General features: G+C 60.3%; 29 protein-coding genes and 1 pseudogene. 17 read left to right on the top strand and 13 right to left on the bottom strand.

What is annotated here, in order from left to right:
- The first annotated feature begins 6 nt into the window (after positions 1–6).
- Together M5B97_RS22820 and M5B97_RS22815 are read left to right on the top strand one after the other, a co-directional pair.
- A complete protein-coding gene (locus M5B97_RS22820; RefSeq protein WP_134660866.1) occupies positions 7–915 on the top strand; it encodes an AraC family transcriptional regulator in 909 nt (302 codons plus the stop codon).
- Between the two features lie 93 nt (positions 916–1,008).
- Entirely contained in the window at positions 1,009–1,269 is a 261-nt protein-coding gene (locus tag M5B97_RS22815; RefSeq protein WP_123718150.1) for a hypothetical protein, read from the top strand.
- A gap of 288 nt (positions 1,270–1,557) precedes the next feature.
- On the opposite strand, the gene M5B97_RS22810 is transcribed toward M5B97_RS22815, so the two are convergent.
- On the bottom strand, positions 1,558–2,502 hold the full coding sequence (locus M5B97_RS22810; RefSeq protein WP_134660865.1) for a sensor domain-containing diguanylate cyclase: 945 nt from the start codon (positions 2,500–2,502) through the stop codon (positions 1,558–1,560).
- Positions 2,503–2,746: 244 nt separating this feature from the next.
- Here M5B97_RS22810 and M5B97_RS22805 point away from each other — a divergent pair, with 244 nt between their 5' ends.
- Positions 2,747–2,995: a DUF1652 domain-containing protein gene (locus tag M5B97_RS22805; protein WP_123718152.1), complete on the top strand. Its 249-nt coding sequence runs from the start codon at positions 2,747–2,749 to the stop codon at positions 2,993–2,995.
- On the opposite strand, the gene M5B97_RS22800 is transcribed toward M5B97_RS22805, so the two are convergent.
- Positions 2,992–3,132: a hypothetical protein gene (locus tag M5B97_RS22800; protein WP_167659678.1), complete on the bottom strand. Its 141-nt coding sequence runs from the start codon at positions 3,130–3,132 to the stop codon at positions 2,992–2,994. The genes M5B97_RS22805 and M5B97_RS22800 overlap by 4 nt on opposite strands.
- Positions 3,133–3,357: 225 nt before the next feature.
- Between M5B97_RS22800 and M5B97_RS22795 the strand changes: the two genes are divergently transcribed.
- The 4 genes from M5B97_RS22795 to M5B97_RS22780 are packed head-to-tail and all read left to right on the top strand — an operon-like array spanning position 3,358 to position 5,196.
- Positions 3,358–3,669, top strand: coding sequence for a YXWGXW repeat-containing protein (locus tag M5B97_RS22795; protein WP_134660864.1), 312 nt, complete (start codon positions 3,358–3,360; stop codon positions 3,667–3,669).
- A gap of 29 nt (positions 3,670–3,698) precedes the next feature.
- On the top strand, positions 3,699–4,277 hold the full coding sequence (locus tag M5B97_RS22790) for an RNA polymerase sigma factor (RefSeq protein WP_123718154.1): 579 nt from the start codon (positions 3,699–3,701) through the stop codon (positions 4,275–4,277).
- Positions 4,274–4,705: a hypothetical protein gene (locus M5B97_RS22785; protein WP_123718155.1), complete on the top strand. Its 432-nt coding sequence runs from the start codon at positions 4,274–4,276 to the stop codon at positions 4,703–4,705. Before M5B97_RS22790 ends, M5B97_RS22785 begins: the two co-directional genes overlap by 4 nt.
- Positions 4,702–5,196, top strand: a complete 495-nt coding sequence (locus M5B97_RS22780; protein WP_248732718.1) for a periplasmic heavy metal sensor — start codon at positions 4,702–4,704, stop codon at positions 5,194–5,196. Before M5B97_RS22785 ends, M5B97_RS22780 begins: the two co-directional genes overlap by 4 nt.
- 70 nt (positions 5,197–5,266) lie before the next feature.
- Here the strand turns inward: M5B97_RS22780 and M5B97_RS22775 are convergent, their stop codons facing one another.
- Positions 5,267–5,629, bottom strand: coding sequence for an NUDIX domain-containing protein (locus M5B97_RS22775; RefSeq protein WP_134660861.1), 363 nt, complete (start codon positions 5,627–5,629; stop codon positions 5,267–5,269).
- 126 nt (positions 5,630–5,755) lie between these two features.
- Here M5B97_RS22775 and M5B97_RS22770 point away from each other — a divergent pair, with 126 nt between their 5' ends.
- From M5B97_RS22770 to M5B97_RS22760, 3 genes are all read left to right on the top strand, one after another.
- Positions 5,756–6,745 carry a Gfo/Idh/MocA family oxidoreductase gene (locus M5B97_RS22770; protein WP_248732717.1) on the top strand — a complete coding sequence of 330 codons (990 nt, stop codon included), beginning with the start codon at positions 5,756–5,758 and terminating at the stop codon, positions 6,743–6,745.
- A 27-nt stretch (positions 6,746–6,772) separates the two neighbouring features.
- Positions 6,773–7,402, top strand: a complete 630-nt coding sequence (locus M5B97_RS22765) for a ribonuclease T2 (RefSeq protein WP_248732716.1) — start codon at positions 6,773–6,775, stop codon at positions 7,400–7,402.
- 167 nt (positions 7,403–7,569) lie between these two features.
- Positions 7,570–8,157, top strand: coding sequence for a LysE family translocator (locus tag M5B97_RS22760; protein ID WP_248732715.1), 588 nt, complete (start codon positions 7,570–7,572; stop codon positions 8,155–8,157).
- Here the strand turns inward: M5B97_RS22760 and M5B97_RS22755 are convergent.
- The 8 genes from M5B97_RS22755 to gloB form a co-directional block, all read right to left on the bottom strand.
- The gene (locus M5B97_RS22755; protein ID WP_248732714.1) at positions 8,099–8,974 is read right to left on the bottom strand and encodes an AraC family transcriptional regulator; all 876 of its coding nucleotides are present in this window, start codon (positions 8,972–8,974) and stop codon (positions 8,099–8,101) included. The two genes, M5B97_RS22760 and M5B97_RS22755, sit on opposite strands and share 59 nt — an antisense overlap.
- Before the next feature lie 133 nt (positions 8,975–9,107).
- On the bottom strand, positions 9,108–10,727 hold the full coding sequence (locus tag M5B97_RS22750; RefSeq protein ID WP_248732713.1) for an ABC transporter ATP-binding protein: 1,620 nt from the start codon (positions 10,725–10,727) through the stop codon (positions 9,108–9,110).
- A 1-nt stretch (position 10,728) separates the two neighbouring features.
- Positions 10,729–11,748 carry an ABC transporter permease gene (locus M5B97_RS22745; RefSeq protein ID WP_248732712.1) on the bottom strand — a complete coding sequence of 340 codons (1,020 nt, stop codon included), beginning with the start codon at positions 11,746–11,748 and terminating at the stop codon, positions 10,729–10,731.
- Between the two features lies 1 nt (position 11,749).
- Positions 11,750–12,823 carry a microcin C ABC transporter permease YejB gene (locus M5B97_RS22740; protein WP_248732711.1) on the bottom strand — a complete coding sequence of 358 codons (1,074 nt, stop codon included), beginning with the start codon at positions 12,821–12,823 and terminating at the stop codon, positions 11,750–11,752.
- A complete protein-coding gene (locus M5B97_RS22735; RefSeq protein WP_134660855.1) occupies positions 12,824–14,662 on the bottom strand; it encodes an extracellular solute-binding protein in 1,839 nt (612 codons plus the stop codon).
- Entirely contained in the window at positions 14,659–16,488 is a 1,830-nt protein-coding gene (locus M5B97_RS22730; RefSeq protein WP_248732710.1) for an extracellular solute-binding protein, read from the bottom strand. The genes M5B97_RS22735 and M5B97_RS22730 overlap by 4 nt, the downstream gene beginning before the upstream one ends.
- 145 nt (positions 16,489–16,633) lie before the next feature.
- Entirely contained in the window at positions 16,634–18,040 is a 1,407-nt protein-coding gene (locus M5B97_RS22725; RefSeq protein ID WP_134660853.1) for a transglycosylase SLT domain-containing protein, read from the bottom strand.
- Positions 18,041–18,138: 98 nt separating this feature from the next.
- Complete coding sequence (gloB, locus tag M5B97_RS22720) at positions 18,139–18,906, bottom strand: hydroxyacylglutathione hydrolase (RefSeq protein ID WP_248732709.1); 768 nt, start codon at positions 18,904–18,906, stop codon at positions 18,139–18,141.
- 65 nt (positions 18,907–18,971) lie between these two features.
- Here gloB and M5B97_RS22715 point away from each other — a divergent pair, with 65 nt between their 5' ends.
- Entirely contained in the window at positions 18,972–19,730 is a 759-nt protein-coding gene (locus M5B97_RS22715) for a methyltransferase domain-containing protein (protein WP_134660851.1), read from the top strand.
- Between the two features lie 31 nt (positions 19,731–19,761).
- On the top strand, positions 19,762–20,214 hold the full coding sequence (rnhA, locus tag M5B97_RS22710; RefSeq protein WP_034097030.1) for a ribonuclease HI: 453 nt from the start codon (positions 19,762–19,764) through the stop codon (positions 20,212–20,214).
- Positions 20,215–20,217: 3 nt separating this feature from the next.
- Here the strand turns inward: rnhA and M5B97_RS27735 are convergent.
- A pseudogene (locus tag M5B97_RS27735) lies at positions 20,218–20,370 on the bottom strand (DUF2388 domain-containing protein); the annotation flags it as partial.
- 130 nt (positions 20,371–20,500) lie between these two features.
- Between M5B97_RS27735 and dnaQ the strand changes: the two are divergent.
- The 3 genes from dnaQ to M5B97_RS22690 all read left to right on the top strand — a co-directional run bounded on the left by dnaQ (position 20,501) and on the right by M5B97_RS22690 (position 24,154).
- A complete protein-coding gene (dnaQ, locus tag M5B97_RS22700) occupies positions 20,501–21,241 on the top strand; it encodes a DNA polymerase III subunit epsilon (protein ID WP_167659683.1) in 741 nt (246 codons plus the stop codon).
- A 67-nt stretch (positions 21,242–21,308) separates the two neighbouring features.
- Positions 21,309–23,564, top strand: coding sequence for an Orn/Lys/Arg decarboxylase N-terminal domain-containing protein (locus M5B97_RS22695; RefSeq protein WP_248732708.1), 2,256 nt, complete (start codon positions 21,309–21,311; stop codon positions 23,562–23,564).
- Positions 23,565–23,572: 8 nt separating this feature from the next.
- Positions 23,573–24,154: a GNAT family N-acetyltransferase gene (locus tag M5B97_RS22690; RefSeq protein WP_123718170.1), complete on the top strand. Its 582-nt coding sequence runs from the start codon at positions 23,573–23,575 to the stop codon at positions 24,152–24,154.
- Here M5B97_RS22690 and M5B97_RS22685 read toward each other — a convergent pair.
- Positions 24,151–25,044, bottom strand: a complete 894-nt coding sequence (locus M5B97_RS22685) for a LysR substrate-binding domain-containing protein (protein ID WP_248732707.1) — start codon at positions 25,042–25,044, stop codon at positions 24,151–24,153. The genes M5B97_RS22690 and M5B97_RS22685 overlap by 4 nt on opposite strands.
- Positions 25,045–25,193: 149 nt before the next feature.
- On the opposite strand from M5B97_RS22685, the gene gspG reads away from it, so the two are divergent.
- Both gspG and M5B97_RS22675 read left to right on the top strand, forming a co-directional pair.
- A complete protein-coding gene (gene gspG, locus M5B97_RS22680) occupies positions 25,194–25,643 on the top strand; it encodes a type II secretion system major pseudopilin GspG (RefSeq protein ID WP_248732706.1) in 450 nt (149 codons plus the stop codon).
- Positions 25,644–25,745: 102 nt separating this feature from the next.
- Positions 25,746–26,090, top strand: a complete 345-nt coding sequence (locus M5B97_RS22675; protein WP_134660845.1) for a hypothetical protein — start codon at positions 25,746–25,748, stop codon at positions 26,088–26,090.
- Positions 26,091–26,116 lie beyond the last annotated feature (26 nt).

The following is a 26,116-nucleotide window of genomic DNA, read 5'->3' as shown; positions in this document are numbered from 1 at the left end:
AGCGCTATGCCCGGCACCCGCGTCACCACTTATGGCATGGAGCAACGCAGCGACCGCCCCGACTTCTATATCCGCGACAAACGCGGGCGGGCGGCGCTGACCACGCCTCATCGGCATGAGTACTTCCAGATCCAGATCAACCTCGGCGGCGACACCGTGCAGCATATCGGCGGGGCGGTGCGACCGTTTCCGCGTAAAGCCCTGGCGTTCATCCTGCCCCATCGCCTGCATGTGATCCCCCATCCCGAAGACGGCGAGTTCATGCTGATCAACTTCAGCCAGGCGTTTTTCCTGCCGCAGCTGACCTGTGACCCGCTGGACCTGGAGGATATCCCCTTCGGACAGGCGCCGGAGCTGTCGCCGTTTCGCTTTCAGGAACAACTGGACTTTATCCTCGATGATGCGGCGTTCGAAGAAGTCAAAACCTGGCTGGCCCATATGCGAGCCCTCGACACCCATCGCGCTTTTGGTGCCCGCGAGAGGCTCAAGGGCTACCTGTTTCAACTGATAGGACTGGTCTGCGAGCAGTACGCCGGGCCGCTGCAAGCCTTTGCCGCCAACAACGCCATCCGGCGCGGGCGCAAGGACGCCTTGGCGCGGGTGCAGGGCTATATCCGCGAGCATGTGCACGAGCCCAGCCTGAACCTGATCGACACGGCCGCCGCCGCATTCCTGTCACCCAACTACCTGACGCATCTGCTGCGCAAGGAAACCGGTAAACCCTTCTCCCAGCTGGTGCTTGATCGCCGGATGCAATTGGCACGCACCCTGTTGCTCAACAGCACACAGATGATCGGCGTCATTGCGCAACGTTGTGGCTTTACCGATGAAGCCTACTTCTCCCGTTGTTTCCGCAAGGCCCATGGTGTGGCGCCGGGGCAGTTTCGGCGTCGGCAGCAGGCGGAAACGTTGTAGTTACACGGTTTTTACAAAACCACGACAATGAATAGGTTTCTATTTGCATACAATTGAGTACTTCTAGTCACTCCAGCAGGACGCTTGCGAGACATGAATCAGCCAGAACCGCCATCCTCGAGCAGCTTTCGCTTTTTTGCGATCGGGGTTTTGTGCGTGGCGGTGCTGCTGGGCGCTTATTTCATGCGGCTGAACGCTGAGGTCGACCGAGAGCGGGAGCAGGCCGCCGAACGCCTGGCATTCTGCCAACATCTTGAAAGTGTCGCCCGTGCGGCTGCCCCCACCAGCCTGGTCCCTCCTGAAGCCTGCAAGCAACTCAAGAAACAGTATGCCGAAACAATTGGCCCGCTCTAATCAATAACCTTATTTAAATAGCGGGAATAGGCCGACAAAGTGTGGGTGCTTATAAACGCTTATTGCACCAAAAAGTGGCACTATTGTTATTGGCTACCTTAAAAAATGTGTGGATATTGAATGACTTACGACGCTTTTAATCCGACGAAAGGATTAAAATAATCTTGTTGCGGGTTTGCTCAACCGTTACTATAGCCGGGCGTTCACCTCCCACGGTTTATGCATTTTTAAATCCCAAGTTTCCATCAGCTACTTGGGATTTTTTTTGCCCGGAATTTGATCCCGGCGTCAAACTTCACTATCGGAAAACTCCGCGCGCATCCTGCCATTGTGTTTGGCTTGGTAGAGCAACTTGTCGACGGATTCGACAAACCGCAACACGACGCTGTCGGGCGTAACGATGTGAGTGCCCACGCCCAGGCTCAACGTCAGCAGGTTCGATACGGGCGAGGAAGCGTGCTCGATCTGTTGTTGGCAAATCAGATGCAGGCACCGTCGGGCCACCTGCCGCGCCGACGCGGCATCGGTTTCCGGCAGCAGCCACACAAACTCTTCGCCGCCGATGCGTGCAATGAAGTCCCGTGGCCGGTTGGCGGCCTGGGACAGGGTGCGTGCCACCTGGCGCAGGCATTCATCGCCCTTGATATGGCCGTAGTGGTCGTTGTACTGCTTGAAGAAATCAATATCGAGGATGATCAACGACAGCGGTAACCGGCTGCGCAGCGCGCTGGCCCATTCGCGTTCCAGCACGGTGTCGAACATGCGGCGGTTGGCGATGCCTGTGAGGCCGTCCTGGAAGGAATACTCCTCCAGTTGTTTTTGCAGGCGGATCAGGTGTTCTTCAGTCTTTTTGCGTTCGCTGATATCGAACATGAAGCCGATCAGTGCCTCCACTTCGCCGTCTTTGCGCACCACATGCACCACATCGCGAATCCACACATAGTCGCCATTGACCGTCAGTGCGCGATAGTCAGCCTCGTGATCGACGCCGGCGCGTGATTGCGATACGCAGAAATTCACCACGTATTCGCGGTCGTCCGGGTGCATGCGTTCGACCCAGTCATCCACGCTGACCCAGCTTTGCGGGGTCCAGCCCAGCAATGTTTCGATCTGCGGGCCGATATAGCTGAAGGTCATGGTCTGCCAGTCAATACGCCAGGGGATGGCCTTGGTCGATTCCAGCAGGGTTTTGTAGACGTCGCTGTCGGGCAGGCGTGGGGGATCGATGTTCATGGGGGACGGCTCGGATGATGGCCAAAAGCCAAGAGCGTCTTGTGATCGACGCTTTGAGTCAAGCCTTCGCGCAAGCCGCAGACGAGAGGTCGCGTGCTGGGTTTCTGGCGCCAGCACACCAGCGTTTTCACAGCATAGTGAGGCACAGCTAACACTTTTGAGTTAATTGTTCAGTAGCAGGCAAATGCTTATCTATGCTGGCTGTATAGCACTTACCGGGTGAATCCACGGACGGGGCCTCATCATGATTTCAATCGTCGAACTCAACCGCATCATGGCCGCGGGGTTCCTGCCGCTGGCATGTGATTGCAGCCTCAACAGCGACGGTTCGCTGCGCATTTGCGTGTTCGAACCGGCGTCCGGCCGTGTCGACCTGCTGCTGACTCGGGTCTCGCCCCAAGGTCTGGACAGCATCCGTTCCATCTCAAACCTGATTGGCGAGTTGCGCACCGAGATCAAGGCTGGGCGCCGTGGTTTTGCGGCGATGGCTTAGCTGTTGACGGTGCTGGTTGCGGGGGTGGCGGCGCCGTAGTAGCGCCAGCAGCAATGCCGGTGTTCCGGCAGGATCACGCAGCCGCTGAGGCTGACGATCAGCAGGGCGGCTACCAGCATATATAGGCGACGGGACATGATATTTCCTCTTGGTGTGTGCTGCGTTACTCCTTGAACGCAACCACCGGCGCAAATCCGTCGCGATGCTTTCAGACATTTCATCAAGCGCTGTCATTCCCTGGGCAATACTTCCTCTTGGTTAACGTCTGGAAAAAATCTGTTTTTTCCGCGACGGGTTTTTCCGCATTCGCCGTTCAACCCATCAGCAGCGTGCACTTTCGCTCGCCGTATGAAGGAGTTGCCATGAAATCACTGGCCAAGTTGCGTTGTGCCTTGCTGGCCCCGCTGGCTTTCGCCGCGTTTGTCAGCACCCCTGTTTTCGCCCAGACCGAAGTGATTATCCGCGAGGCGCCACCGGCGGAACGCGTTGAAGTGATCCCCGCCGAACGCCCGGGTTACGCCTGGGATCGCGGTCACTGGCGTTGGGAGCACGGTGCCTACGCCTGGGTGCCCGGCCACTGGCAACTGGTGATGCGCAACGCCCGGTGGGAGCCTGGGCATTGGGAGTCCCGTGGCCCGAACTGGTACTGGCGCGAAGGGCACTGGATTCGCTGAAAACTGACCCCGGACCGAGTATTACCCGATTGAAAGACACTGATCCGGACGTTGAGCTACTGGCGCGTATCGGCAACAACGAGGCCGCAGCCGTCAATGAAATGGTGACGCGCAAGCTGCCGCGGTTGCTGGCACTCGCCGGTCGGCTGTTGGGGGATGCCGACGAGGCCAGGGACGTGGCCCAGGAAAGTTTCTTGCGGATCTGGCGGCAGGCGGCCAATTGGCGTGCAGGTGAGGCGCGTTTCGACACCTGGCTGCACCGGGTGGCGCTCAACCTGTGCCATGACCGCTTGCGTCGGCGCAGAGAACGCCCGTTGAATGAGGACGAGGCGCTGGAGCTGGCGGACAGCGCACCGTCCCCGGATGAGCAGTTGGAAACCAGCGAGCGCAGCGCCCGCATGGCCGCCGCATTGGCGGCGTTGCCCGAGCGTCAGCGCGAAGCCATCGTGTTGCAGTATTACCAGGAGCTGTCGAACATCGACGCCGCGGCCCTGATGAATATCAGCGTCGAGGCACTGGAGAGCCTGCTGTCGCGGGCCCGCCGCCAGTTGCGCCGTCAACTTGCCGACACACCCGGGCTCGCCCGCCCAGGAAGGGGAACACCATGACACCTGAACGATTTGCTTACCTGGCCGATGCCTATGGCGCCAGCCTGCACCGCTGGCCCGTCGCCGATCAAGCGGCGGCCCGCGCCTTGCTCGACAGCGGCGACCCTGGCGCTCGCGAAGCATTGAGCGCGGCGAGTTGGCTTGATCAGCAGATGGACAGTCATCAACTGGCGCTCCCCGACCCAGCGTTGGTGCGGCAAATTCGTCAATCGGCCGCGCAACGCAGATCGTTCTGGTCGCGCTACGCCAGTTGGCTGTCGCCGGCCGGGCTGGTCGGCGTGGGCATTGCCGGCATCGCGGCCGGGGTTCTGGTGGCGTCGATGAGCATACCGCGGCCCATGTTGTCAGCCGAAGTGCTGCCCAGCGTCTTCGATCAGGGCGATGCCGAAGTCGTCTTCACCGTCAACGCCGAGGAAACCGAGCAATGACACCCAAAGCTCTTAAACCGTGGTTGGTCGTTTCGGTGTTGCTTAACGTATTTTTGATCGGTGGGGTGGCGGGCGGCCTCTATCACTGGATGGCCGCTGCCACGCCTGTCGAGGCGGTGGTCAATCAGCATGGCCTGCGCCAGGCGATGTTCAAGCTGCCGCCGGAACGGCGCAAGGAGTTGCGCCAGTTGCTGCGCCACAATCGTGCCGACAGCCAGCCGTTGATCATGGCGGGGCGTGAGGCTCGGCTGGGGGTGATCAAGCAATTGGAGGCGCCGACCCTGGATCGCGATGCGCTGGTGTCTGAACTGGCCAAGGCACGCGAAGCGGATGCTGCGCTTCGGGCGTTGGTGGACGATACCTTGGCACAGTTCGCAAGCAACTTGCCGCAGGATGAACGGCAGAAATTGGTCGAGGCGCTTTATCAGCGAGGGCAGGCAAAGGCCAGGGAGAAGATGACTCAAGGGGTAGGGGGCAAGCCGCGTTCCTGAGTGGGTAGGCGCTGCCGCGTTCGTCAATTCCTTTGTCGAACGGCAGAGCGTAGAGGGCAGGGCAGGGAGATCAGAGGCGACGCAGGAAGGTTTTGACGATATGCCGGGTGGCGTCGGTGGTATCCAGATCGTCCACGGCGGTATAAGCGTGCCACTGGCACTCGATGATTTCGTTGCAGGGCCGGGCGTCCGCGATATTGATCACAGAGGCTTCAAACACATGGTGTTCGGTGTCGCGAGCCTTGAGTTCCTGCAGGTACAGCAGGCCATCCACTTTCAACCCGGTTTCTTCATGCAGCTCCCGTTCGGCCGCGCCGACGGGGCGCTCTCCGGGTTCGACCTTGCCGCCCGGCAGTGCCCATTTTGATCGGGATTTGCGCACAAAAAGGATATGCCCCTCATGCGCGCAAATAACGGTTGCGCGTGTTTTCAATGTTAAGAGCTCCGTAGCGAGGTGGCTGTCATCAAAGTGTAATGCAATTGTCATGCTGGGCGGCGGTGGCACTTGCATCAGGGGATGTGGATACTGCTCGCTGGACAACACGGACGAGGAAGGCAGATGAGTACCGTACGCTGGGGCATGATCGGCTGTGGCAGTGTCACTGAGTTGAAGAGTGGACCCGCTTTCTATAAAGCGCCAGGTTCGGCGCTGGTCGCAGTGATGGGGCGGCGCGACGAGGCGGTGCGCGATTATGCGGCACGCCATGGCATTGCACGCTATTACACCGACGCCCAGGCCTTGATCAACGACCCTGAGGTGGATGCGGTGTACATCGCCACACCGCCCGACAGTCACCTTGAATACAGCCTGATGGTGGCGGCGGCCGGCAAGCATTGCTGCGTCGAGAAACCCATGTCGTTGAATGCCGGGCAGAGCGCGTTGATGCAGCATGCTTTCGAGCGTGCCGGGCTGCATTTGTTCGTGTCCTACTATCGCCGCTCGTTGCCGCGCTTCCAGCAGGTACGCGACTGGCTGCAGGCCGGGTGCATCGGGGAGTTGCGTCATCTGACCTGGACCTTGTGCAAGCCGGCCGCCGCAACGGACACCCACCCTGCGAACTGGCGCACCGACCCGGCGATTGCCGGGGGTGGCTACTTTGCCGACCTGGCCAGCCATGGTTTTGACCTGTTTCAGTACCTGGCCGGGGATATCGTCGATGTGGCCGGGTTCACCGCGCGTCAGGCAGGCCGTTATGCCGCGGAGGATGCCGTGACGGCCAGCTGGCGCTTTGCGTCGGGCGCGCTGGGCATGGGCGTCTGGAACTTTGTGGCAGACCGGCGCGAAGATCGGGTCGAGTTGATCGGTAGCCGCGGGCGTATCTGTTTTTCAGTGTTCGAAGACCAGCCGATACACCTTGAAGGCGAAGTGAACGAAGTCCTCACCATCCCGTGCCACACGCATATCCAATGGCACCACGTGTTGGGCATGAATGCGCATATTCGTGGGGAGGCGCAGCATCCTTCGCTCGCCATCGAAGCGTTGAAGACCGATCGGATTCTCGACCGGGTGCTACAACGTAACCCCCATCATTGCGAGTCGCCGTACTAAGGTCAGCTTTTTTCAAGGAACAAACAGATGAAATACTGGATGGTATGTTGGCTGGTGCTGGCCACGGGGGCTGTGGCGGCGCCGCGCAGCCAAGGGCAAGCGGGGGAGTTTGATTTTTATGTGTTGTCATTGTCGTGGTCGCCGACCTTTTGCCTGACGCACCCGGACAACGAGCAGTGTTCGGGCAAGGGTTATGGCTTTGTGCTGCACGGCTTGTGGCCGCAATACGCGCGGGGCGGGTGGCCGGCATCATGTGAGCCGCAGTCGTCGTTGAGCCGCGACGCCATGGACAAGGGCGCCACACTGTTCCCCAGCCGTTCGCTGCTCAAGCATGAATGGGCCAAGCACGGCACGTGCTCCGGGCTTGAGCCGTTGGCCTACCTGGAAAAAGCCGATGCCGCGCTGGGTGTGGTGAACATTCCGCAACAGTTGCAACCGCTCAATTCGCCGCCGTCATTACCGGCCCAGCAGATCGAGGCGTTGTTTCGTGAAAGCAACCCTCGCATGGGCAGCCATGGGCTGGCGGTGATCTGCAAGGGCAAGGTGCTCTCGGAAGTGCGGGTGTGCCTGACCAAAGATCTGGCGTTCGCCGGCTGCCCACGCAGTGTCAAGACCCAGTGCCGCGATGGTGATATCCGCATTCCTTCACAGCGCTGAGGCAGCATCGCCACGCGTTGAAGCCTTCCACAGCCGCGTCTGGGCGTTATCGTCCCGACGCACACTTTTCGCTGTTCAGCGGCCGAGGGGCATTTTCTTCAATACCGCGCGCGCCGCGCCCTTTACCGTGGGGTCATCTTGATCGTCACCACTTAAAGGGAATTGCAATGAGCTTGATCATTTCCATGGCCGCCTTCGCCCTGGCGACCTCCATTACACCGGGCCCGGTCAATGTGGTCGCCTTGAGTTCCGGTGCGCGCTTCGGTTTTGCCGCCACTCAGAAACATGTGCTTGGCGCTGCCGTGGGCTTCACCTTGTTGCTGGTGTTGATCGGCCTCGGGCTGCATGAAGTGCTGCTGCGCTGGCCCATCCTCACCCAATTGATTCAATGGGGAGGAGTGGCCTTCCTGCTGTACATGGCCTGGAAACTGGCCGTGGACGATGGACGGTTGGATGCCGAGGGTACGGCTACCGCACCGTCGATGCTGTACGGCGCGATCATGCAGTGGCTCAACCCGAAAGCCTGGTTGGCCTGTGTTGCGGGCATGGGCTTGTTTGTGGCGGATGGCGAGGCTGCGCAGGTCTGGTTGTTCGCGGCGCTCTACCTGGTGATCTGTTACCTGTCGGTAGCGTGCTGGGCCTATGCCGGAACGTTTTTGCGGCGTTACCTCGGCAACCCCCAGGGCGTAAGACTGTTCAACCGTTCAATGGCCGCGTTGCTGGTGGCCAGTGTGGGTTATTTGCTGATGGCTTGAGCAGGTCGCGGTATTGGCCAGGCGTCGCGGCAAAGTGCTGTTTGAAGGCGCGCTGGAAATGTGCCTGGTCAGCAAAGCCCGCCGCCAGGGCCACGTCGGCAATCAGCTCGCCCTGGCGCAGTTGGGCACGGGCAAACTGGATACGTTGGTTGATCAGGAACGCATGGGGCGTCAGCCCGTAATACTGCTTGAAGGCGCGGATCAAGTACGAGGGCGACAGCTCGGCGGCCAGGCAGATATCTTCCAGCTTCAACGCTTGTGTGCATTGCGCGCGAATGTATTCGGCGGCCCGTTCCAGTTTGTGGTTGACCTCGCGTACCGGGGTATCTGCAGGGTTCAGACGCTGCTGTACTTCGGTGAAATAACTGACCAGCGCGCTTTGTTTTTGCAGGTGTTCGGCCTGGGTATCCACCAGGATCCGGTACAACTCCAGCAAGCCGCGATACAGCACCGGGTCGCGGACGTAGGGCGTGTTGAACGGCCGGTAACCCTGGTCAGTGCTGAAGCCCAGTTGGTGCTGCAGGTCCGTCAGCCAAGGCGTGTCGATGTACAGCATCTGATAGGACCACGGCTCATTGTCGATGGGGTTGCATGCATGCACATCGCCGGGGTTCATGAGGACCACCGTGCCCGCGTCGATCTCGAACGTTTGCGTACCGTAGTGGTAATAGCTGCGTCCGGTGGTGATCGCACCGATGGAAAAGTGCTCGTGCGCATGCCGGCTGTAGGTCACCTTGCGTCCGTCGGCAATGGTGCGCGCCTCGATGAACGCCAACGCCGGGTCACGCCAGAAAAACGGTGCTGTTGCGGCGGTCATGGCAGGCGCTCCTTGAGAGGGTTTGAATGAGCAGGCAACAGCCTCGTACATCAAGTCTCAAGCTTCAAGCTTCAAGCTTCAAGCCTCAAGCTTCAAGCTTCAAGCTTCACGCAACAGGCTGCCAGGCGCGGCTTTATTGAGTGGGTTGATCGGCGGGCGGTACGAGAAACGCAGCCTCCAGCAATTGCCGGGTATACGCATGCTGCGGATCGGCAAAAATCGTCCGGGCATCGCCTTGTTCCACCACCTGCCCATGCTTGACCACCATCAGTTGGTGACTCAGCGCCTTCACCACCGCCAGGTCATGGCTGATAAACAGGTAAGTGAGGTTGTACTTGGCCTGAAGGCTGCGTAACAACTCGACCACTTGCCGCTGCACCGTGCGGTCCAGCGCCGAGGTGGGTTCGTCCAGCAGGATCAGGCGCGGCTTGAGCACCAGCGCACGAGCAATAGCGATGCGTTGGCGCTGGCCGCCGGAGAACTCGTGGGGGTAGCGATGGCGTGATGCCGGGTCCAGGCCGACTTCCTTGAGCGCCGCGATAATCGCCGCTTCCTGCTCGGCCGGAGTGCCCATCTTGTGAATGCGCAAACCTTCGCCGACGATTTCGCTGACACACATGCGCGGGCTCAGGCTGCCGAACGGGTCCTGGAACACCACCTGCATTTCCCGCCGCAGCGGGCGCACCTGCTGCTGGCTGAGTTTATCCAGCTGCTGGCCTTCAAAACGAATGCCGCCCTTACTGCCGATCAGCCGCAGAATCGCCAGGCCCAGGGTCGATTTGCCCGAGCCGCTTTCGCCGACAATCCCCAGGGTATGCCCCTGGGGCAGGCTGAAATGGATACCGTCCACCGCCTTGACGTAATCGACGGTGCTGCGCAAAAAGCCTTTCTTGATCGGGAACCAGACCTTGAGGTCATCGACTTCCAGCAACGGCGGCCCGACTTCATTGGCAACAGGCCCGCCGCTGGGCTCGGCGGCCAGCAGTTCCTGGGTGTAGGGGTGCCGAGGCGATTGGAACAGTGTCTCGCAGTCGGCCTGTTCAACGATGCAACCTTGCTGCATCACGCACACCCGGTGGGCAATGCGCCGTACCAGGTTCAAGTCATGGCTGATCAGCAGCAGCGCCATGCCCAGGCGGGCCTGCAAAGACTTGAGCAATTCGAGGATTTTCAATTGCACCGTGACATCGAGGGCCGTGGTCGGTTCGTCGGCGATCAACAGTTCCGGCTCGTTGGCCAGTGCCATCGCAATCATCACCCGTTGGCGCTGGCCGCCGGACAACTCATGGGGCAGGGCCTTGAGGCGCTTGTGCGGTTCGGGGATGCCCACCAGTTCAAGCAGTTCCAGAGTACGCCGGGTGGCGACTTTGCCGGTGAGCCCCTTATGCAGGCCGAGCACTTCGTTGATCTGTTTCTCGATGGAGTGCAGCGGGTTCAACGAGGTCATCGGCTCCTGGAAAATCATCGCAATGCGGTTGCCGCGAATGTGCCGGATGGTTTTTTCCTTGAGGGTCAGCAAGTCCTGCCCGGAATAAGCGATGGTGCCCGACGGATGCCGCGCCAGCGGGTAGGGCAGCAGGCGCAGGATCGAGTGGGCGGTCACTGACTTGCCCGAGCCGCTTTCGCCGACCAGGGCCAGGGTTTCGCCACGCTTGATATCGAAACTGATGTTGTTCACCACGCGCTGGTGGTGATTGCCGGTGACAAACTCGACGCTGAGGTCGCGGACTTCGATCAGATTGTCCTGATTCATCTCATTTCCTCGGGTCGAAAGCATCGCGAGCGGACTCGCCGATAAACACCAGCAAACTCAACATGATCGCCAGCACGGCAAAGGCACTCATACCCAGCCAGGGCGCTTGCAGGTTGGATTTGCCCTGGGCCACCAGTTCGCCCAGGGACGGTGAACCGGCCGGCAGCCCGAAACCCAGGAAGTCGAGGGCCGTGAGGGTGCCGATGGCTCCGGTGAGGATGAATGGCATGAAGGTCATGGTCGAGACCATGGCGTTGGGCAGGATATGGCGGAACATGATCGCGCCATTCTGCATGCCCAGCGCCCGGGCTGCGCGTACGTATTCCAGGTTGCGCCCGCGCAGGAACTCGGCGCGCACCACGTCCACCAGGCTCATCCACGAGAACAACAGCATGATCCCCAGCAACCACCAGAAGTTGGGCTGCACGAAGCTGGCGAGGATGATCAGCAGGTACAACACCGGCAGGCCCGACCAGATTTCCAGGAAGCGCTGCCCGGCCAGATCGACCCAGCCACCGTAGAAACCCTGCAAGGCCCCGGCGATTACGCCGATGATCGAGCTGAGGACGGTCAGGGTCAGGGCAAACAGCACCGAAACCCGGAACCCGTAGATGACCCGGGCCAGCACATCACGGCCCTGGTCATCGGTGCCCAGCAGGTTGACGCTCGAAGGCGGTGCCGGCGCAGGGACTTTCAGGTCGTAATTGATGCTCTGATAGCTGAACGGGATCGGTGCCCACAAGGTCCACGCATCCTTGGTCTTGAGCAGCTCCTGGATGTACGGGCTCTTGTAGTTGGCCTCCAGCGGGAACTCACCGCCGAAGGTCGTCTCGGGGTAGCGCTTGAGCGCCGGAAAATACCAGCCGCCGTCGTAATGCACGGCCAGCGGCTTGTCGTTGGCGATCAGTTCCGCACCCAGGCTCAGCACGAACAGGATCAGGAACAGCCACAGCGACCACCAGCCACGTTTGTTCGCCTTGAACCGCTCGAATCGGCGGCGATTGAGGGGGGATAGATTCATCTCAATGCTCCCGGCTGGCGAAGTCGATGCGCGGATCGACCAGCGTGTAGGTGAGGTCGCCGATCAACTTCACGATCAGCCCCAGCAGGGTGAAGATAAACAGCGTACCGAACACCACCGGGTAGTCGCGGTTGATCGCCGCTTCAAAGCTCATCAGGCCCAGGCCGTCGAGGGAGAAGATCACTTCCACCAGCAATGAGCCGGTGAAGAAGATCCCGATGAAGGCTGACGGGAATCCGGCGATGACCAGCAGCATCGCGTTGCGGAATACATGACCGTAGAGCACGCGGTGGTTGGTCAAGCCTTTGGCTTTGGCCGTGATCACGTACTGCTTGTTGATCTCGTCGAGAAAGCTGTTTTTGGTCAGCAGCGTCATCGTCGCGAAGTTGCCGATCACCAGCGCGGTAATCGGCAGCGCCAGGTGCCAGAAGTAATCGAGGACCTTGCCGCCCCAACTCAACTCATCGAAATTGTTGGAGGTGAGACCGCGCAACGGGAACCAGTCGAAATAACTGCCGCCGGCAAACACCACGATCAGCAGGATAGCGAACAGGAACGCCGGGATCGCGTAGCCGACGATGATCGCCGAGCTGGTCCACACATCGAAGTGGCTGCCATGGCGCGTGGCCTTGGCGATGCCCAGCGGGATCGACACCAGGTACATGATCAGCGTGCTCCACAACCCGAGGGAGATGGACACCGGCATCTTTTCCTTGATCAGGTCGATGACCTTGGCATCGCGGAAGAAGCTGTCGCCGAAGTCCAGCCGGGCGTAGTTCTTGACCATGATCCACAAACGTTCCGGTGCCGACTTGTCGAAGCCGTACATCTTCTCGATTTCCTTGATCAGCGCCGGGTCCAGCCCCTGGGCGCCCCGATAACTGGAGCCGGCCACCGAGACTTCGGCGCCGCCGCCCGCAATGCGACTGGTGGCGCCGTCAAAGCCTTCGAGCTTGGCGATCATCTGTTCCACCGGGCCGCCGGGGGCGGCCTGGATGATGATGAAGTTGATCAGCAGTATCCCGAACAGCGTGGGGATGATCAGCAACAGGCGGCGAAGAATATAGGCCAGCATTCAATTGCCTCCGCTCGCCGGGTCGGCGCTTTGAGTCGTGTCGAGGGAAACCGCGGGTTTGACGTTGGGTTTGGCCCACCAGGTGACCGTACCGACGTCATAGCGCGGCGGGACCTTGGGGTGGCCCAGATGGTCCCAGTAGGCGACGCGGAATGTCTTGATGTGCCAGTTGGGGATGACGTAGTAACCGAACTGCAGCACGCGGTCCAGGGCCTTGGCATGGGCCACCAGGCTTTTGCGCGAGTCGGCGTCGATCAACTCTTCCACCAATTGGTCGACCGCCGGGTCCTTGAGGCCCATGTAGTTGCGGCTGCCGGGTTTGTCGGCGCTGGAGGATTTCCAGAATTCACGCTGCTCGTTACCTGGCGACGTGGATTGGGGGAAACTGCCCACCAGCATGTCGAAGTCCCGCGAGCGCAGGCGGTTGATGTATTGCGACACGTCGACCCGGCGAATCACCAGGTCGATGCCCAGGTCGGCGAGGTTGCGCTTGAACGGCAGCAGGATGCGCTCGAATTCGGTCTGGGCCAGCAGGAACTCGATGGTCACCGGTTTGCCGGTGGTGTCGACCATTTTGTCGTTGACGATCTTCCAGCCGGCCTCCTGCAGCAACTGGTAAGCCTCACGCTGCTGGGCGCGGATCATGCCGCTGCCGTCGGTTTTGGCAGGCTCGAAGGCTTGGGTGAACACCTCGGCCGGGATCTTGTCGCGCAGCGGCTCAAGAATCGCCAGCTCGTCCGGGCCGGGTAAGCCGGTGGCGGCCATTTCCGAGTTTTCAAAGTAACTGCGGCTGCGGGTATAGGCGCCGTTGAACAGTTGCTTGTTGCTCCATTCAAAGTCCAGCAACAGGCTGATTGCCTTGCGCACGCGAACATCCTGGAACATCGGCTTGCGCGTATTAAACACAAAGCCCTGCATGCCGGTGGGGTTGCCGTTGGGGATTTCTTCCTTGATCAAGCGGCCTTGAGCGACAGCCGGAATGTTGTACGCGTTGGCCCAGTTCTTGGCGCTGATTTCCAGCCAGTAGTCGAACTGCCCGGCTTTCAACGCTTCCAGGGCGACAGTGTTGTCGCGGTAATAGTCGGTGACGCGGTTGTCGAAGTTGTAGAAACCCTGGGTGATCGGCAGGTCCTTGGCCCAGTAGTCCTTGACCCGTTCATAGCGAATCATGCGTCCGGCCTTGACCTCGGCGACTTTGTACGGCCCGCTGCCCAGCGGGATTTCCAGGTTGCCTTTGGAAAAGTCCCGGGTTGCCCACCAATGCTTGGGCAGCACCGGCAACTGACCGAGGATCAACGGTAATTCGCGGTTGTTGGTGCGCTTGAACTTGAACAGCACGCGCAACGGATCTTCAGCCACTACTTCATCGACGTCGGCGTAGTAAGTGCGGTAGATCGGCGAGCCGTCCTTGAGCAGGGTCTGGAAGGTGAACACCACATCGTCGGCGCGGATCGGCTGTCCATCATGAAAGCGCGCTTCGGGGCGCAGGTAAAAGCGTACCCAACTGTTGTCCGGGGCTTTTTCGATCTTGCCGGCGACCAGCCCGTATTCGGTGATGGGTTCGTCCAGGCTTTGCATGGCGAGGGTGTCGTAGATCAGGCCGATGTTATCGGCGGGAACGCCTTTGCTGATGTAGGGGTTGAGGCTGTCGAAGCCGCCCATGGCCGATTCGCGGAAGGTACCGCCCTTGGGGGCATTGGGGTTGACGTAGTCGAAGTGCTTGAAGTCGGCCGGGTATTTCGGCGGCTCGTTGTAGAGCGTCAACGCATGCTGCGGAGCGGCCTGGGCCGCGGTACACAGCAAGAGGCTGCCAAGCAGTGCCGTACGCAAAGACATCATTGGGCTTTCTCCGAAGCTTTGAGCCACCACGCGCTCAGGCCCAGGCTGTAGGGCGGCGTGGTGACAAAGGCGAACCGGTTGCGGTACGCCAGTCGATGATAGTTGAGGTACCAGTTGGGAATGCTGTAGTGCTGCCACAGCAGCACGCGGTCCAGCGCCCGGCCGGCGGCCAGTTGCTCGTCGCGGGTCTGCGCGGCCAGCAGTTGTTCCAGCAGGTGATCGACCACGGGGTTGGCGATGCCTGCATAGTTCTTGCTGCCCTTGATCGCCGCCTGGCTGGAGTGGAAGTACTGCCACTGCTCAAGGCCCGGGCTCAAGGTCTGGTTCAGGGTCATCAGGATCATGTCGAAGTCGAACTGATCCAGGCGTTGCTTGTATTGCGCCCGGTCAACGGTGCGCAGGCGTGCGTCGACGCCGATACTGAGCAGGTTCTCGACATAGGGCTGCAGGATGCGCTCCAGGTTCGGGTTGACCAGCAGGATCTCCAGGCGCAGCGGTTGCCCCTTGCTGTCGAGCAAACGTTGCCCCGTCAGTTTCCATCCCGCCTCACCGAGCAACGCCAAGGCCCGACGCATGGTCTCGCGGGGAATGCCGCGGCCGTCGGTCTGCGGCAGGCTGAACGGCTGGGTAAACAGGGGCGCCGGTAACTGATCGCGGTAGGGTGAGAGCATCAGCCATTCATGGCCCACCGGCACACCGGTCGCCGAAAACTCGCTGTTGGGGTAATAACTGACGCTGCGTTTATAGGCGCTGCTGAACAGGGAGCGGTTGGTCCATTCAAAGTCGAACATCAGCCCCAGGGCTTCGCGCACTTTGGCTTGGCTGAAGGCCGGCCGCCGAGTGTTCATGAACAGACCCTGGCTTTGGGTCGGGATCTGATGGGCGATCTGCGCCTTGATCACGTCGCCTCGGTTGACCGCCGGAAAGTTGTAGCCGGTGGCCCAGTTCTTGGCCTGGTGCTCGATATAGATGTCGAACTCGCCGGCCTTGAAGGCTTCGAACGCTACGTCACTGTCGCGGTAGAACTCCACTTCGACCTTGTCGTAGTTGTAGAAACCCTGATTGACCGGCAGGTCCTTGCCCCAGTAATCCTTGACCCGCTCGAATACCAGCTGACGCCCTGGCGTGACCTTGGTGATGCGGTACGGTCCGCTGCCCAAGGGGGGCTCGAAGGTGGTGGCCTTGAAGTCGCGGTTTTTCCAGTAGTGCTGGGGCAGCACCGGCAGCTCGCCCAGGCGCAGGATCAGCAGCGGGTTGCCGGCGCGCTTGAATACAAAGCGGATACGGTGACGATTGAGAATGTCGACCCGCGCCACTTCCTGCAGGTTGGTGCGGTACTGCGGGTGGCCTTCGGTCAGCAGCGTACGGTAGGAAAACGCCACGTCATACGCCGTAATCGGCTTGCCATCGTGAAAGCGTGCTTCGGGGCGCAGATTGAACACCACCCAACTGCGGTCCTCGCTGTATTCCACCGACTGAGCGATCAGCCCGTAGCTGGAGGTGGGCTCATCACCGGACGGGGCGTACTGGCCGGTGCCGACCATCAGCGGCTCGTTCAACTCATTGACGCCGTATTGCAGGAAGTTGGGCGTGGAAACCGGGCTGGAGCCCTTGAAGGTGTAGGGGTTGAGAGTGTCGAACGTGCCAAATGCCATGACCCGCAATGTTCCGCCTTTGGGCGCTGCAGGGTTTACCCAATCGAAGTGGGTGAATTTGGTCGGGTACTTGAGCGTGCCGAACTGCGTGTAACCGTGGCTCTCGGTAATCGTCGCGTTCGCAGTGAAGCTCAAGGCCAGACTTATTAGTAGAAGGAGGGGACGCTTCAAGTCAGAGATCCGATCCAGGCGGCTTGGGCTTTATGATCGGTACAGTAACAGCTTGTTCCGGTTGGAAAAAGCCAGTTGGGAGGATGGAGATGCAATGTGGGAGGGGAGCCCCGCCCACATTCGCTTTCAGGTGTTCCCGAGGGCCTCAGCGCGGGCCGGAAACCACGAGCATCTGCCCTGGCTTCAATGCCTGGCCTGTGCGTGGGTTCCAACGCTTGAGGTGTTGCATCTCGACGTTGAAGCGTTTGGCGACGATGTACAACGAGTCGCCTTTCTTGACCTTGTACTGCACAGGCTTCTTGCTGCTGGCCACAACCTTGCGCGTGTCCTGCATCACCAGGGTCTGGCCGACCTTGAGCGCCTGCCCGTTGAGCTTGTTCCAACGCTGCAGGTCATGTACATCGACCTTGTTGGCTTTGGCGATCAGGGTCAGGTTGTCGCCGGTTCGCACCTTGTAGCTGCGGGTGCGTCCGGCAACGGCTTTTGTCTCGACTTCGTCGAACACGGCCTTTTTCGGGCGCATAGCCAGCAATTCTTCCGGCCTCATCGTCGAAAGGGTGCTGGTCAGCAGTTGAGCTTTGGAGCTGGGCACCAGCAAATGCTGGGGGCCGTCCAGAGTGGTGCGTTGCTTCAGGGCCGGGTTGAGCTGGAACAGTTCGTCTTCGTCGATTTCAGCAAGCGCGGCAACCCGTGACAGGTCCATGCTCTGCTTGACTTCAACCACTTCGAAGTACGGCTGGTTGGCAATCGGGTTCAGGTTGACACCGTACGCCTCCGGCGCCAGTACCACCTGGGACAGCGCCAGGAACTTGGGCACGTAGTCCTTGGTTTCCTGGGGCAGGGGCAGGTTCCAGTAGTCGGTGGGCAGGCCGAGCTTTTCGTTACGCTCGATGGCCCGGCTGACCGTACCTTCGCCGGCGTTATACGCCGCCAGGGCCAGCAACCAGTCGCCGTTGAACATGTCATGCAGGCGCGTCAGGTAGTCCAGCGCGGCCGTAGTGGACGCGGTGATGTCGCGGCGGCCGTCGTAGGCGCGGGTCTGGCGCAAGTTGAAGTAGCGCCCGGTGGAGGGGATGAACTGCCACAAACCGACCGCATCGCTACGCGAATAGGCCATTGGGTTGTAGGCACTCTCAATCACCGGCAGCAGCGCCAGCTCCAAGGGCATGTTACGTTCTTCGAGACGTTCGACGATGTAGTGAATGTAGAGGCTGCCGCGTTCTCCGGCGTTCTCCAGAAAGGACGGGTTGCTGGCGAACCACAGGCGCTGTTGCTCGATGCGCGGGTTGACGCCCAGGCCGTCCTGCAATTGAAAGCCCCGTCGCATGCGTTCCCAGACATCCTGGGGCACTTCGGGGCTGGGCTTCTCTGAGAGCCAGATAGGTTTCTGCTTGATCTTGGCGGCAAGATTGGGTTTGGGTTGCACGGTGGATTGTGCAGCGAAATTCGTCGATTGGCAGCCCGCCAGAGTCGCGGACACAGCCACCGCCACGGCTTGAGCCAGGCGGGTCAATGCGTCTGAAGAAATGGATTTACGAATAGATGACGACATTGGCTGGAAGTAAGTTCCGGGCAAAAATGTCGGGCGATTCTAGAAAGCGCTTCGGTTCCGGTCAACCATTCAGAAATTGCGTATCAGATTGCTTCCCGTTAGAACTTATCTTTCCATGCCCTCAAGCTAGCAAACACCTCGGCCCCAGAGCGGTTGTCACGACCGTTCCGTTCGTCCGCTTTTTGTTTAACGGATGTTTCAGCAGTGCGTAGAAAGGGGTTGGTGCGTTTTTCCAGGGCCAGGTTGGACGGCAGTGTCATCTCGCCACGGGCTCGCAGTTGGTTGACGTTCTCTACCCGTTCGGCAATATCCGCGTTATCCGGCTCCACGGCCTGGGCAAATCTGAGGTTGCTTTGCGTGTACTCGTGGGTGCAGTACACCAACGTGTCGACGGGCAGGGCGGCGAGGCGCTGCAACGAGGTGTGCATTTGCTCCGGAGTGCCTTCGAACAGGCGCCCGCAGCCGGCGGCAAACAGGGTGTCGCCGCAGAACAGCACGCCCTGGTGGTAATAGGCGATATGGCCGAGGGTGTGGCCGGGCACGGTATAAACGTCGAAGTCCCAGCCCAGCACCGTGACTCGGTCGTTATCCTGCAGGGCAATGTCCCGTGCCGGGATCTTCTCGTTGGCCGGGCCGTAGACCTTGGCGCCTGTAACACTTTTCAGTTGCTCGACACCGCCGACATGATCATGGTGGTGGTGGGTGATCAGGATATCGCTGAGCACCCAACCGGGGTGGGCCTTGAGCCAGGCGAGTACCGGACCGGCATCGCCGGGGTCGACGACGGCGCAGTGTTGGGTAAGCGGGTCTTGTAACAACCAGATGTAGTTGTCGGTGAAGGCGGGTAGCGCACTGATCTGTATCATTCTTCGATTCGCCAAGCTGAACACATTGGTGCATCTTAGAACGTCTAGGCGAGTTGGAGAATGCAATGACTGATAAAGCGTTCGCCCAGGCCGATCCTGAGTGGCTGGCCCTGATCAGCGCGGCCCGTGAGTGGCTGTCCGGGCCGATTGGGCAATTTCTGCTGGAGGAAGAACGACGCATGCTCGAAGACGAGCTGGGTCGCTTCTTCGGTGGCTACCTGGTGCATTACGGCCCCTCGGCGCAAACGCCGCCGTCGGCGCCGCAGGTGCAGCGCAATGTGCGCCTGGGGGCACCGTTGCCCGGTGTGGAAATCGTCTGCGAGGAACAAGCCTGGCCACTGAGCGAGCACGCCGCCGATGTGGTGGTGCTGCAACATGGCCTGGATTTCTGCCTGTCTCCCCACGGCCTGCTCCGTGAAGCCGCCAGCAGCGTACGCCCGGGTGGCCATCTGCTAATTATCGGCATCAACCCCTGGAGCAGTTGGGGCCTGCGCCATATGTTCGCCCACGACGGCCTGCGCCAGGCGCGCTGCATCGCGCCGTCGCGGGTGGGGGACTGGCTGAACCTGCTGGGCTTCGCGCTGGAGAAACGTCGTTTCGGGTGCTATCGTCCGCCGCTTGCTTCGACCAAGTGGCAGTCACGCCTGGCCGGCTGGGAACGCCGGGCCGGGGCCTGGCAAGTGTCGGGTGGTGGCTTCTATTTATTGGTGGCGCGCAAGATTGTGGTCGGGCTTCGGCCGGTGCGTCAGGTGTTGCGCCAGCCTGTAGGCAAACTGGTGCCGATGCCGCTGGCCAAGGTCAACCGCAAGCAAAGCGAACAGTAAAACCTCTTTTTGATTTCAGGCCGAGTAACCGATGACCGATAGCGTAGAACTCTTCACCGACGGCGCCTGCAAGGGCAACCCTGGCCCGGGTGGCTGGGGGGCCCTGCTGGTGTGCAAGGGCGTGGAGAAGGAACTGTGGGGCGGCGAAGCCAATACCACCAACAACCGCATGGAGCTGATGGGCGCCATTCGTGGCCTGGAAGAGCTCAAGCGCCGCTGTAACGTGCTGCTGGTGACTGACTCGCAGTACGTGATGAAGGGCATCAATGAGTGGATGGTCAATTGGAAGAAGCGTGGCTGGAAGACGGCGGCCAAGGAGCCGGTCAAGAATGCCGACCTGTGGCAATTGCTCGATGAGCAATGCAATCGCCACGACATTACCTGGAAATGGGTGCGCGGGCACATTGGCCATCCCGGTAACGAACGGGCCGACCAGTTGGCTAACCGTGGCGTAGACGAAGTGCGGGGCTACAAGCAGGGCTGATGCTCATCGTACGTCGATGGCCTGTGCCAGCTGCATGTCGGTAAAGGTCTGCCCTGGCAGGCGTTCGTAAATATGTACCAACGCCGCCTCCAGGCGCACACCACGGATCTGGCCATCGGTGGCGGCAAAGGATTCAGCGTCGTCCCGCGCAGCTTTGCCAGGAATTGTTAAAAGACTGTCGGGGATTGAGCGCCTTGGGTCAGCCCTTGGGCTGCTTGAGGCATGACGTGCTAATATCGCGCCCCTTGAAATACACCACACCGTTGAGAGCTGAACCCTGATGGCCATCCGATCCGTAGTACTCGATACCGAAACCACCGGCATGCCGGTGACCGATGGTCACCGAATCATCGAGATCGGCTGCGTCGAGTTGATGGGCCGCCGCCTCACCGGCCGTCATTTCCATGTCTATCTGCAACCGGATCGGGACAGTGACGAAGGCGCTATCGCCGTTCACGGCATCACCGATGAATTCCTCAAAGGCAAGCCGCGCTTTGCCGAAGTGGCGGATGAGTTCTTCGAGTTCATCAACGGCGCCCAGCTGATCATCCACAACGCGGCGTTTGACGTTGGCTTCATCAACAACGAATTCGCCCTGATGGGGCAGATGGATCGAGCGGATATTTCCCAGCACTGCTCGATTCTCGACACCCTGATGATGGCTCGTGAACGTCACCCGGGCCAGCGCAACAGCCTCGACGCCTTGTGCAAACGCTACGGCGTCGACAACTCCGGCCGTGAATTGCACGGCGCCTTGCTCGACTCCGAGATTCTCGCCGACGTCTACCTGACCATGACCGGTGGGCAGACCAGCCTGTCCCTGGCCGGTAATGCGTCCGACGGCACCGGTTCGGCGGAAGGCTCAGGCAATCGTCCTTCGGAAATCCGTCGCCTGCCGGCCGACCGTAAAGCGACCACGATTATCCGTGCCAGCGAGCAGGACCTGGCCGAGCATGCGGCGCGATTGGAAGCGATTGCCAAGGCGGCCGGTGCGCCCGCGTTATGGTCGCAACTGGCGGAACAATAATCTTCATTCGCCACATCCTCTTCCAGCTTCTACCCTGAGTGCATAGCCCTCAGGACTACAAGCCGTCATGTACAAAGACTTGAAGTTTCCCGTTCTGATCGTGCACCGCGACATCAAGGCCGACACCGTTGCCGGTGATCGGGTTCGAGGCATCGCCAGGGAGTTGGAACAAGAGGGCTTCAGTATTTTCTCCGCCGTGGACTATGCCGAAGGGCGGCTGGTGGCATCGACCCACCACGGCCTGGCTTGCATGCTGATTGCAGCCGAAGGCGCCGGGGAAAATACCCATTTGCTGCAAAACATGGTCGAACTGATCCGCCTGGCGCGGGTGAGGGCGCCCAACCTGCCGATCTTCGCTCTGGGCGAGCAGGTCACGCTGGAAAACGCTCCGGCTGACGCGATGAGTGAACTCAATCAACTGCGCGGCATTCTTTATCTGTTCGAAGACACCGTGCCGTTTCTCGCCCGGCAAGTGGCGCGTGCTGCGCGCACTTACCTTGATGGCTTGCTGCCGCCTTTCTTCAAGGCACTGGTCCAGCACACCGCCGATTCCAATTACTCCTGGCACACCCCTGGCCATGGCGGCGGCGTGGCCTATCGCAAAAGCCCGGTGGGGCAGGCGTTCCACCAGTTTTTCGGGGAGAACACACTGCGTTCGGATTTGTCCGTTTCCGTGCCGGAACTCGGTTCGCTGCTGGACCACACCGGGCCGCTGGCGGAAGCCGAAGCCCGCGCCGCGCGCAACTTTGGTGCTGATCACACCTTCTTCGTAATCAATGGCACGTCCACAGCCAACAAAATCGTCTGGCACTCCATGGTGGGTCGCAATGACCTGGTGCTGGTGGATCGCAACTGCCACAAATCGGTACTGCATTCGATCATCATGACCGGCGCGATCCCACTGTACCTGTGCCCGGAGCGCAACGAGCTGGGCATCATCGGTCCGATCCCCCTGAGCGAGTTCAGTCCCGAGTCCATCCGCGCCAAGATCGACGCCAGCCCCTTGACCCGTGGCCGACCGCCGAAGGTGAAGATGGCGGTGGTGACCAATTCGACTTACGACGGCCTGTGTTACAACGCCGAGCTGATCAAGCAGCAACTGGGCAGCAGTGCCGAGGTGCTGCACTTTGATGAGGCCTGGTACGCTTACGCGGCTTTTCACGAGTTTTTTGCCGGGCGTTACGGCATGGGCACTTCGCGCACGCCGGACAGCCCCCTGGTGTTCACCACCCACTCGACGCACAAGTTGCTGGCCGCGTTCAGCCAGGCGTCGATGATCCATGTACAGGACGGTGGCGCCCGCCAACTGGACCGTGATCGCTTCAATGAAGCCTTCATGATGCATATCTCGACATCACCGCAATACAGCATCATCGCCTCGTTGGACGTCGCCTCGGCGATGATGGAGGGGCCTGCCGGGCGTTCGCTGTTGCAGGAAATGTTCGACGAAGCCCTGAGCTTTCGCCGTGCATTGGCCAACCTGCGCCAGCATCTCGCCGCTGAAGATTGGTGGTTCTCGATCTGGCAGCCGCCGTCGGTGGCGGGTATCGACCGGGTTGCCACGACGGATTGGCTGTTGCATCCCGGAGATGACTGGCATGGTTTCGGCGACGTGGCCGAGGATTATGTGTTGCTGGACCCGATCAAAGTGACGCTGGTGATGCCGGGTCTCAACGCCGGAGGAGCCTTGAGCGATCGCGGTATCCCGGCGGCGGTCGTCAGCAAATTCCTCTGGGAGCGCGGGCTGGTGGTGGAGAAGACCGGCCTGTATTCATTTCTGGTGTTGTTTTCCATGGGCATTACCAAGGGTAAATGGAGTACCTTGCTCACCGAGTTGTTGGAATTCAAGCGTAACTACGACGCCAATGTCAGCCTGGCCAGTTGTTTGCCATCGGTGTATGCGCAGGGGCCATCGCGCTATCAGGGCCTGGGGCTGCGTGACCTGTGCGACCAATTGCACAGCTGTTACCGCAGCAATGCCACCGCCAAACACCTCAAGCGTATGTACACGGTGTTGCCCGAGATTGCGATGAAACCGGCCGATGCCTACGACCAGTTGGTGAGAGGCGAGGTGGAGGCCGTGTCCATAGATGCCTTGCCTGGGCGCATCGCAGCCGTGATGCTGGTGCCTTATCCGCCGGGTATTCCGTTGATCATGCCCGGCGAGCGCTTTACCGAGGCTACGCGGTCGATCATTGATTACCTGGCGTTCGCCCGCACGTTCGATAGCGGCTTCCCAGGGTTTGTGGCCGATGTTCATGGCTTGCAACACGAAGATGACGGTAACGGTCGTTGTTACACCGTCGATTGCATCAAAGGTTAAGGATGGTTATGCACGCAGTGATGAACTTGAAGTATCCAGGGCTCAGCGTCCGGGTGGCCGACGAGGGTTTCGATGCCTACGTGTGGGGCAATGACTTCAGCTTTGAGGTCAGCGGCTACGGCCTGCCGCAGATGGGCAAGCGGGTCGATGAATGGCCCGTGGAGCGCATCCTGCCGTACCGCAAGTGCTATGGCATAGACCCGGAAGAGTTCGCCAGTTTCCGTGATGCCGCCGACAGCGCAATCTTCATGGCTTACCTCGATGACCAGGCGGTGGGGCACATTGTGGTGAGCACCAATTGGAACGGTTTTGCGCACGTTGATGAATTGGCGGTGATCCTGACTGCGCGGCGCCATGGGGTGGCCAAGGCGTTGCTGGACGTGGCGCAGTTCTGGAGCCGCAAGAAAAACCTGCCGGGCATGATGCTGGAAACCCAGAACAACAACCTCGGTGCCTGCCGCTTGTATGAACGCTGTGGCTATGTGATGGGAGGTGTCGACCACCTGCGCTATCGCGGCATTGATCCGCATACCCGTGAAGTGGCGATCTTCTGGTACCGCTTGTTCAAGACCGAAACTGAAGCGCCTTAACCCGCCAACAGGCTTTGCGCCTTCTGCGTGACGATCTCCAGCAACGCATTCAGCGCAGGGGTCGTCACGCTGTCCTTCAAGGTCATCGCATACAGGCTGACCAGGATCGGCGGTGACACCGGGCACGCATCCATCCCGGCTTCGCGTGCCCCGAACGCAGTAAACGGGTCGACAATCGCCAGCCCCTCGCCGGCTTCCACCATGCTGCGCATCATCTGGTAGGTTTGCACCCGCGTCTGTACCACCGGCAGCGGGCGCAGGGCCTGCAACTTGGCGTCCAGCAGGCGGCTCAGCGGGTCCTGGCCTTCGAGGCCGATCATCGACTGCCCGGCCAGGTCCTGCAGCGCAATATACTTCTGCTTGGGTTTGAGCCAGCCATGGGGGGCAAGCAACTGCAATTTGCCCTGGGCCAATACGGTGCTTTGAATTTGCGGGTGTTCCGGGTCATGCAGGCTCAGGCCTACATCGGCCTCGTGCAACAACAGGCTCCTGACAATTTCCCGGGTCGGCTGGTTCGACAGGTTGCACGGCGTGTCTTGAAAGCGTCGGCGCAGCATGGCGATGCTTTGCGGCAGCAACTGGTTGGCCAAGGGCGGTGTGCACAGGACACGCAGGGTCGGGGCGTGATGGTGTTTCAAACGGCTGGCCAGACGTTGCACCGGCTCCAGGCTCTCATAGAGCTGGGCGATTCCGGCCTGCAGCTCCAGGGTCTCCCGGGTGGCTTGCAAGCGCCCGCGCACACTGGCGAACAGCATGAAGCCCAATTGCTGTTCGGCGTCTTTGAGCACAGCGTCTACATCGCCCACGGGGAGTTGCAACCATTCGGCGGCGGTGCCGAGGTGTCCGGTTTGCAAGATGGCCTGAATCACTTCGATATGACGTAAACGCATCGCCGGAGTCTAGGGCGCGCGCGACGGGGTTTCAATGGCTCGGGGAAAAGAGCACCCCTGTCGATGCAGGCGTCCTGCGTTAATCGCGCGTGCAACTGCAACGAGCAGGCCCTATAAAGAACGTATGAATCTACCAGGGAGCCGTACTCATGGCCGGATCAACCGCAGTGGTTGGAACGTTGCACACCCAACGCGGTTATACGCGCTGGGCGGTTTTAGGGGTGTTAGTCGTGATGGGTCTATTGGCCCTGGCTTTGGGGCCGCGGTTGTTTGGTGATGTGACCTTGGTCGAAATAGCCCGCGCCAAAGCCCAGGTAAGCCAGTTGGGGGAGGCCGTCGAGCGCTTTCATCAAGACACCGGCCGTTACCTCAGCGATGACGAAGGGCTTGAAGCGCTGATACGGCAACCTGCCGGTGAGGCCAAATGGAGGGGGCCGTATATCAACGAGGACTTGCTGACGGACCCTTGGGGCATTGCCTACCAATACCATTATCCGTCGAGCCAACCCAATGTTCCCTTCGATCTGTTCTCCTTCGGCAAGGACCGCACGCTGGGCGGGGTAGGGGAAAACAAGGATATTACCTACGGCGACCACTGATAGATCTGGCATTACCCCGCGACCTGATTAGAATGATGCGTCTGATCATCAACGACCAAAGCCGATTAATCGGCACTAAAACAACAACAGGTCTGGTCTCGAATGCCTCTACCCACGAACTTTTTCGGGGTGACGGCCAAGCAACTCCTGGTGCTGGTAAGCCTGGGGTGTGCGGCTGCTTATCTCTTGAACGATCACGAAGAACACTCACCTGAAACCCTCGCGCTCGAAGCGTTTATCCGTTCCCAGGAACAGGTGAGCGCGCGCGTGGGCGCCGTGCTGGAAATGGCATTGGTCAGGCAGGTGGTCGCTTACCCCACCAACACTGCAGAGGGATACAAGCGTTCGATGTTTGTCGTCGAGGGCGAGAAAGGGCAGTTGATGGTGACACTCAAGCAAATCGACGGCGAGCGGGGTATCGAGGTGACGGAGATACGTGACCGCTGATCCCAGCCCAGTCGATGGCATCGAGG

Origin of the sequence: Pseudomonas sp. MWU13-2517, assembly GCF_023242545.1 — a bacterium.
Lineage (GTDB): Bacteria > Pseudomonadota > Gammaproteobacteria > Pseudomonadales > Pseudomonadaceae > Aquipseudomonas.
Note: the sequence above shows the minus strand (reverse complement) of the source record. Positions and strands in the feature narration are given on the sequence as shown.

Coding starts and splice junctions, on each gene's coding strand:
- M5B97_RS22820 (WP_134660866.1), top strand. CDS start 7: ATGCCCGGCACCCGCGTCACCACTTATGGCATGGAGCAACGCAGCGAC.
- M5B97_RS22815 (WP_123718150.1), top strand. CDS start 1,009: ATGAATCAGCCAGAACCGCCATCCTCGAGCAGCTTTCGCTTTTTTGCG.
- M5B97_RS22810 (WP_134660865.1), bottom strand. CDS start 2,502: ATGAACATCGATCCCCCACGCCTGCCCGACAGCGACGTCTACAAAACC.
- M5B97_RS22805 (WP_123718152.1), top strand. CDS start 2,747: ATGATTTCAATCGTCGAACTCAACCGCATCATGGCCGCGGGGTTCCTG.
- M5B97_RS22800 (WP_167659678.1), bottom strand. CDS start 3,132: ATGTCCCGTCGCCTATATATGCTGGTAGCCGCCCTGCTGATCGTCAGC.
- M5B97_RS22795 (WP_134660864.1), top strand. CDS start 3,358: ATGAAATCACTGGCCAAGTTGCGTTGTGCCTTGCTGGCCCCGCTGGCT.
- M5B97_RS22785 (WP_123718155.1), top strand. CDS start 4,274: ATGACACCTGAACGATTTGCTTACCTGGCCGATGCCTATGGCGCCAGC.
- M5B97_RS22780 (WP_248732718.1), top strand. CDS start 4,702: ATGACACCCAAAGCTCTTAAACCGTGGTTGGTCGTTTCGGTGTTGCTT.
- M5B97_RS22770 (WP_248732717.1), top strand. CDS start 5,756: ATGAGTACCGTACGCTGGGGCATGATCGGCTGTGGCAGTGTCACTGAG.
- M5B97_RS22765 (WP_248732716.1), top strand. CDS start 6,773: ATGAAATACTGGATGGTATGTTGGCTGGTGCTGGCCACGGGGGCTGTG.
- M5B97_RS22760 (WP_248732715.1), top strand. CDS start 7,570: ATGAGCTTGATCATTTCCATGGCCGCCTTCGCCCTGGCGACCTCCATT.
- M5B97_RS22755 (WP_248732714.1), bottom strand. CDS start 8,974: ATGACCGCCGCAACAGCACCGTTTTTCTGGCGTGACCCGGCGTTGGCG.
- M5B97_RS22750 (WP_248732713.1), bottom strand. CDS start 10,727: ATGAATCAGGACAATCTGATCGAAGTCCGCGACCTCAGCGTCGAGTTT.
- M5B97_RS22745 (WP_248732712.1), bottom strand. CDS start 11,748: ATGAATCTATCCCCCCTCAATCGCCGCCGATTCGAGCGGTTCAAGGCG.
- M5B97_RS22740 (WP_248732711.1), bottom strand. CDS start 12,823: ATGCTGGCCTATATTCTTCGCCGCCTGTTGCTGATCATCCCCACGCTG.
- M5B97_RS22735 (WP_134660855.1), bottom strand. CDS start 14,662: ATGATGTCTTTGCGTACGGCACTGCTTGGCAGCCTCTTGCTGTGTACC.
- M5B97_RS22725 (WP_134660853.1), bottom strand. CDS start 18,040: ATGTCGTCATCTATTCGTAAATCCATTTCTTCAGACGCATTGACCCGC.
- gloB (WP_248732709.1), bottom strand. CDS start 18,906: ATGATACAGATCAGTGCGCTACCCGCCTTCACCGACAACTACATCTGG.
- M5B97_RS22715 (WP_134660851.1), top strand. CDS start 18,972: ATGACTGATAAAGCGTTCGCCCAGGCCGATCCTGAGTGGCTGGCCCTG.
- rnhA (WP_034097030.1), top strand. CDS start 19,762: ATGACCGATAGCGTAGAACTCTTCACCGACGGCGCCTGCAAGGGCAAC.
- M5B97_RS22695 (WP_248732708.1), top strand. CDS start 21,309: ATGTACAAAGACTTGAAGTTTCCCGTTCTGATCGTGCACCGCGACATC.
- M5B97_RS22690 (WP_123718170.1), top strand. CDS start 23,573: ATGCACGCAGTGATGAACTTGAAGTATCCAGGGCTCAGCGTCCGGGTG.
- M5B97_RS22685 (WP_248732707.1), bottom strand. CDS start 25,044: ATGCGTTTACGTCATATCGAAGTGATTCAGGCCATCTTGCAAACCGGA.
- gspG (WP_248732706.1), top strand. CDS start 25,194: ATGGCCGGATCAACCGCAGTGGTTGGAACGTTGCACACCCAACGCGGT.
- M5B97_RS22675 (WP_134660845.1), top strand. CDS start 25,746: ATGCCTCTACCCACGAACTTTTTCGGGGTGACGGCCAAGCAACTCCTG.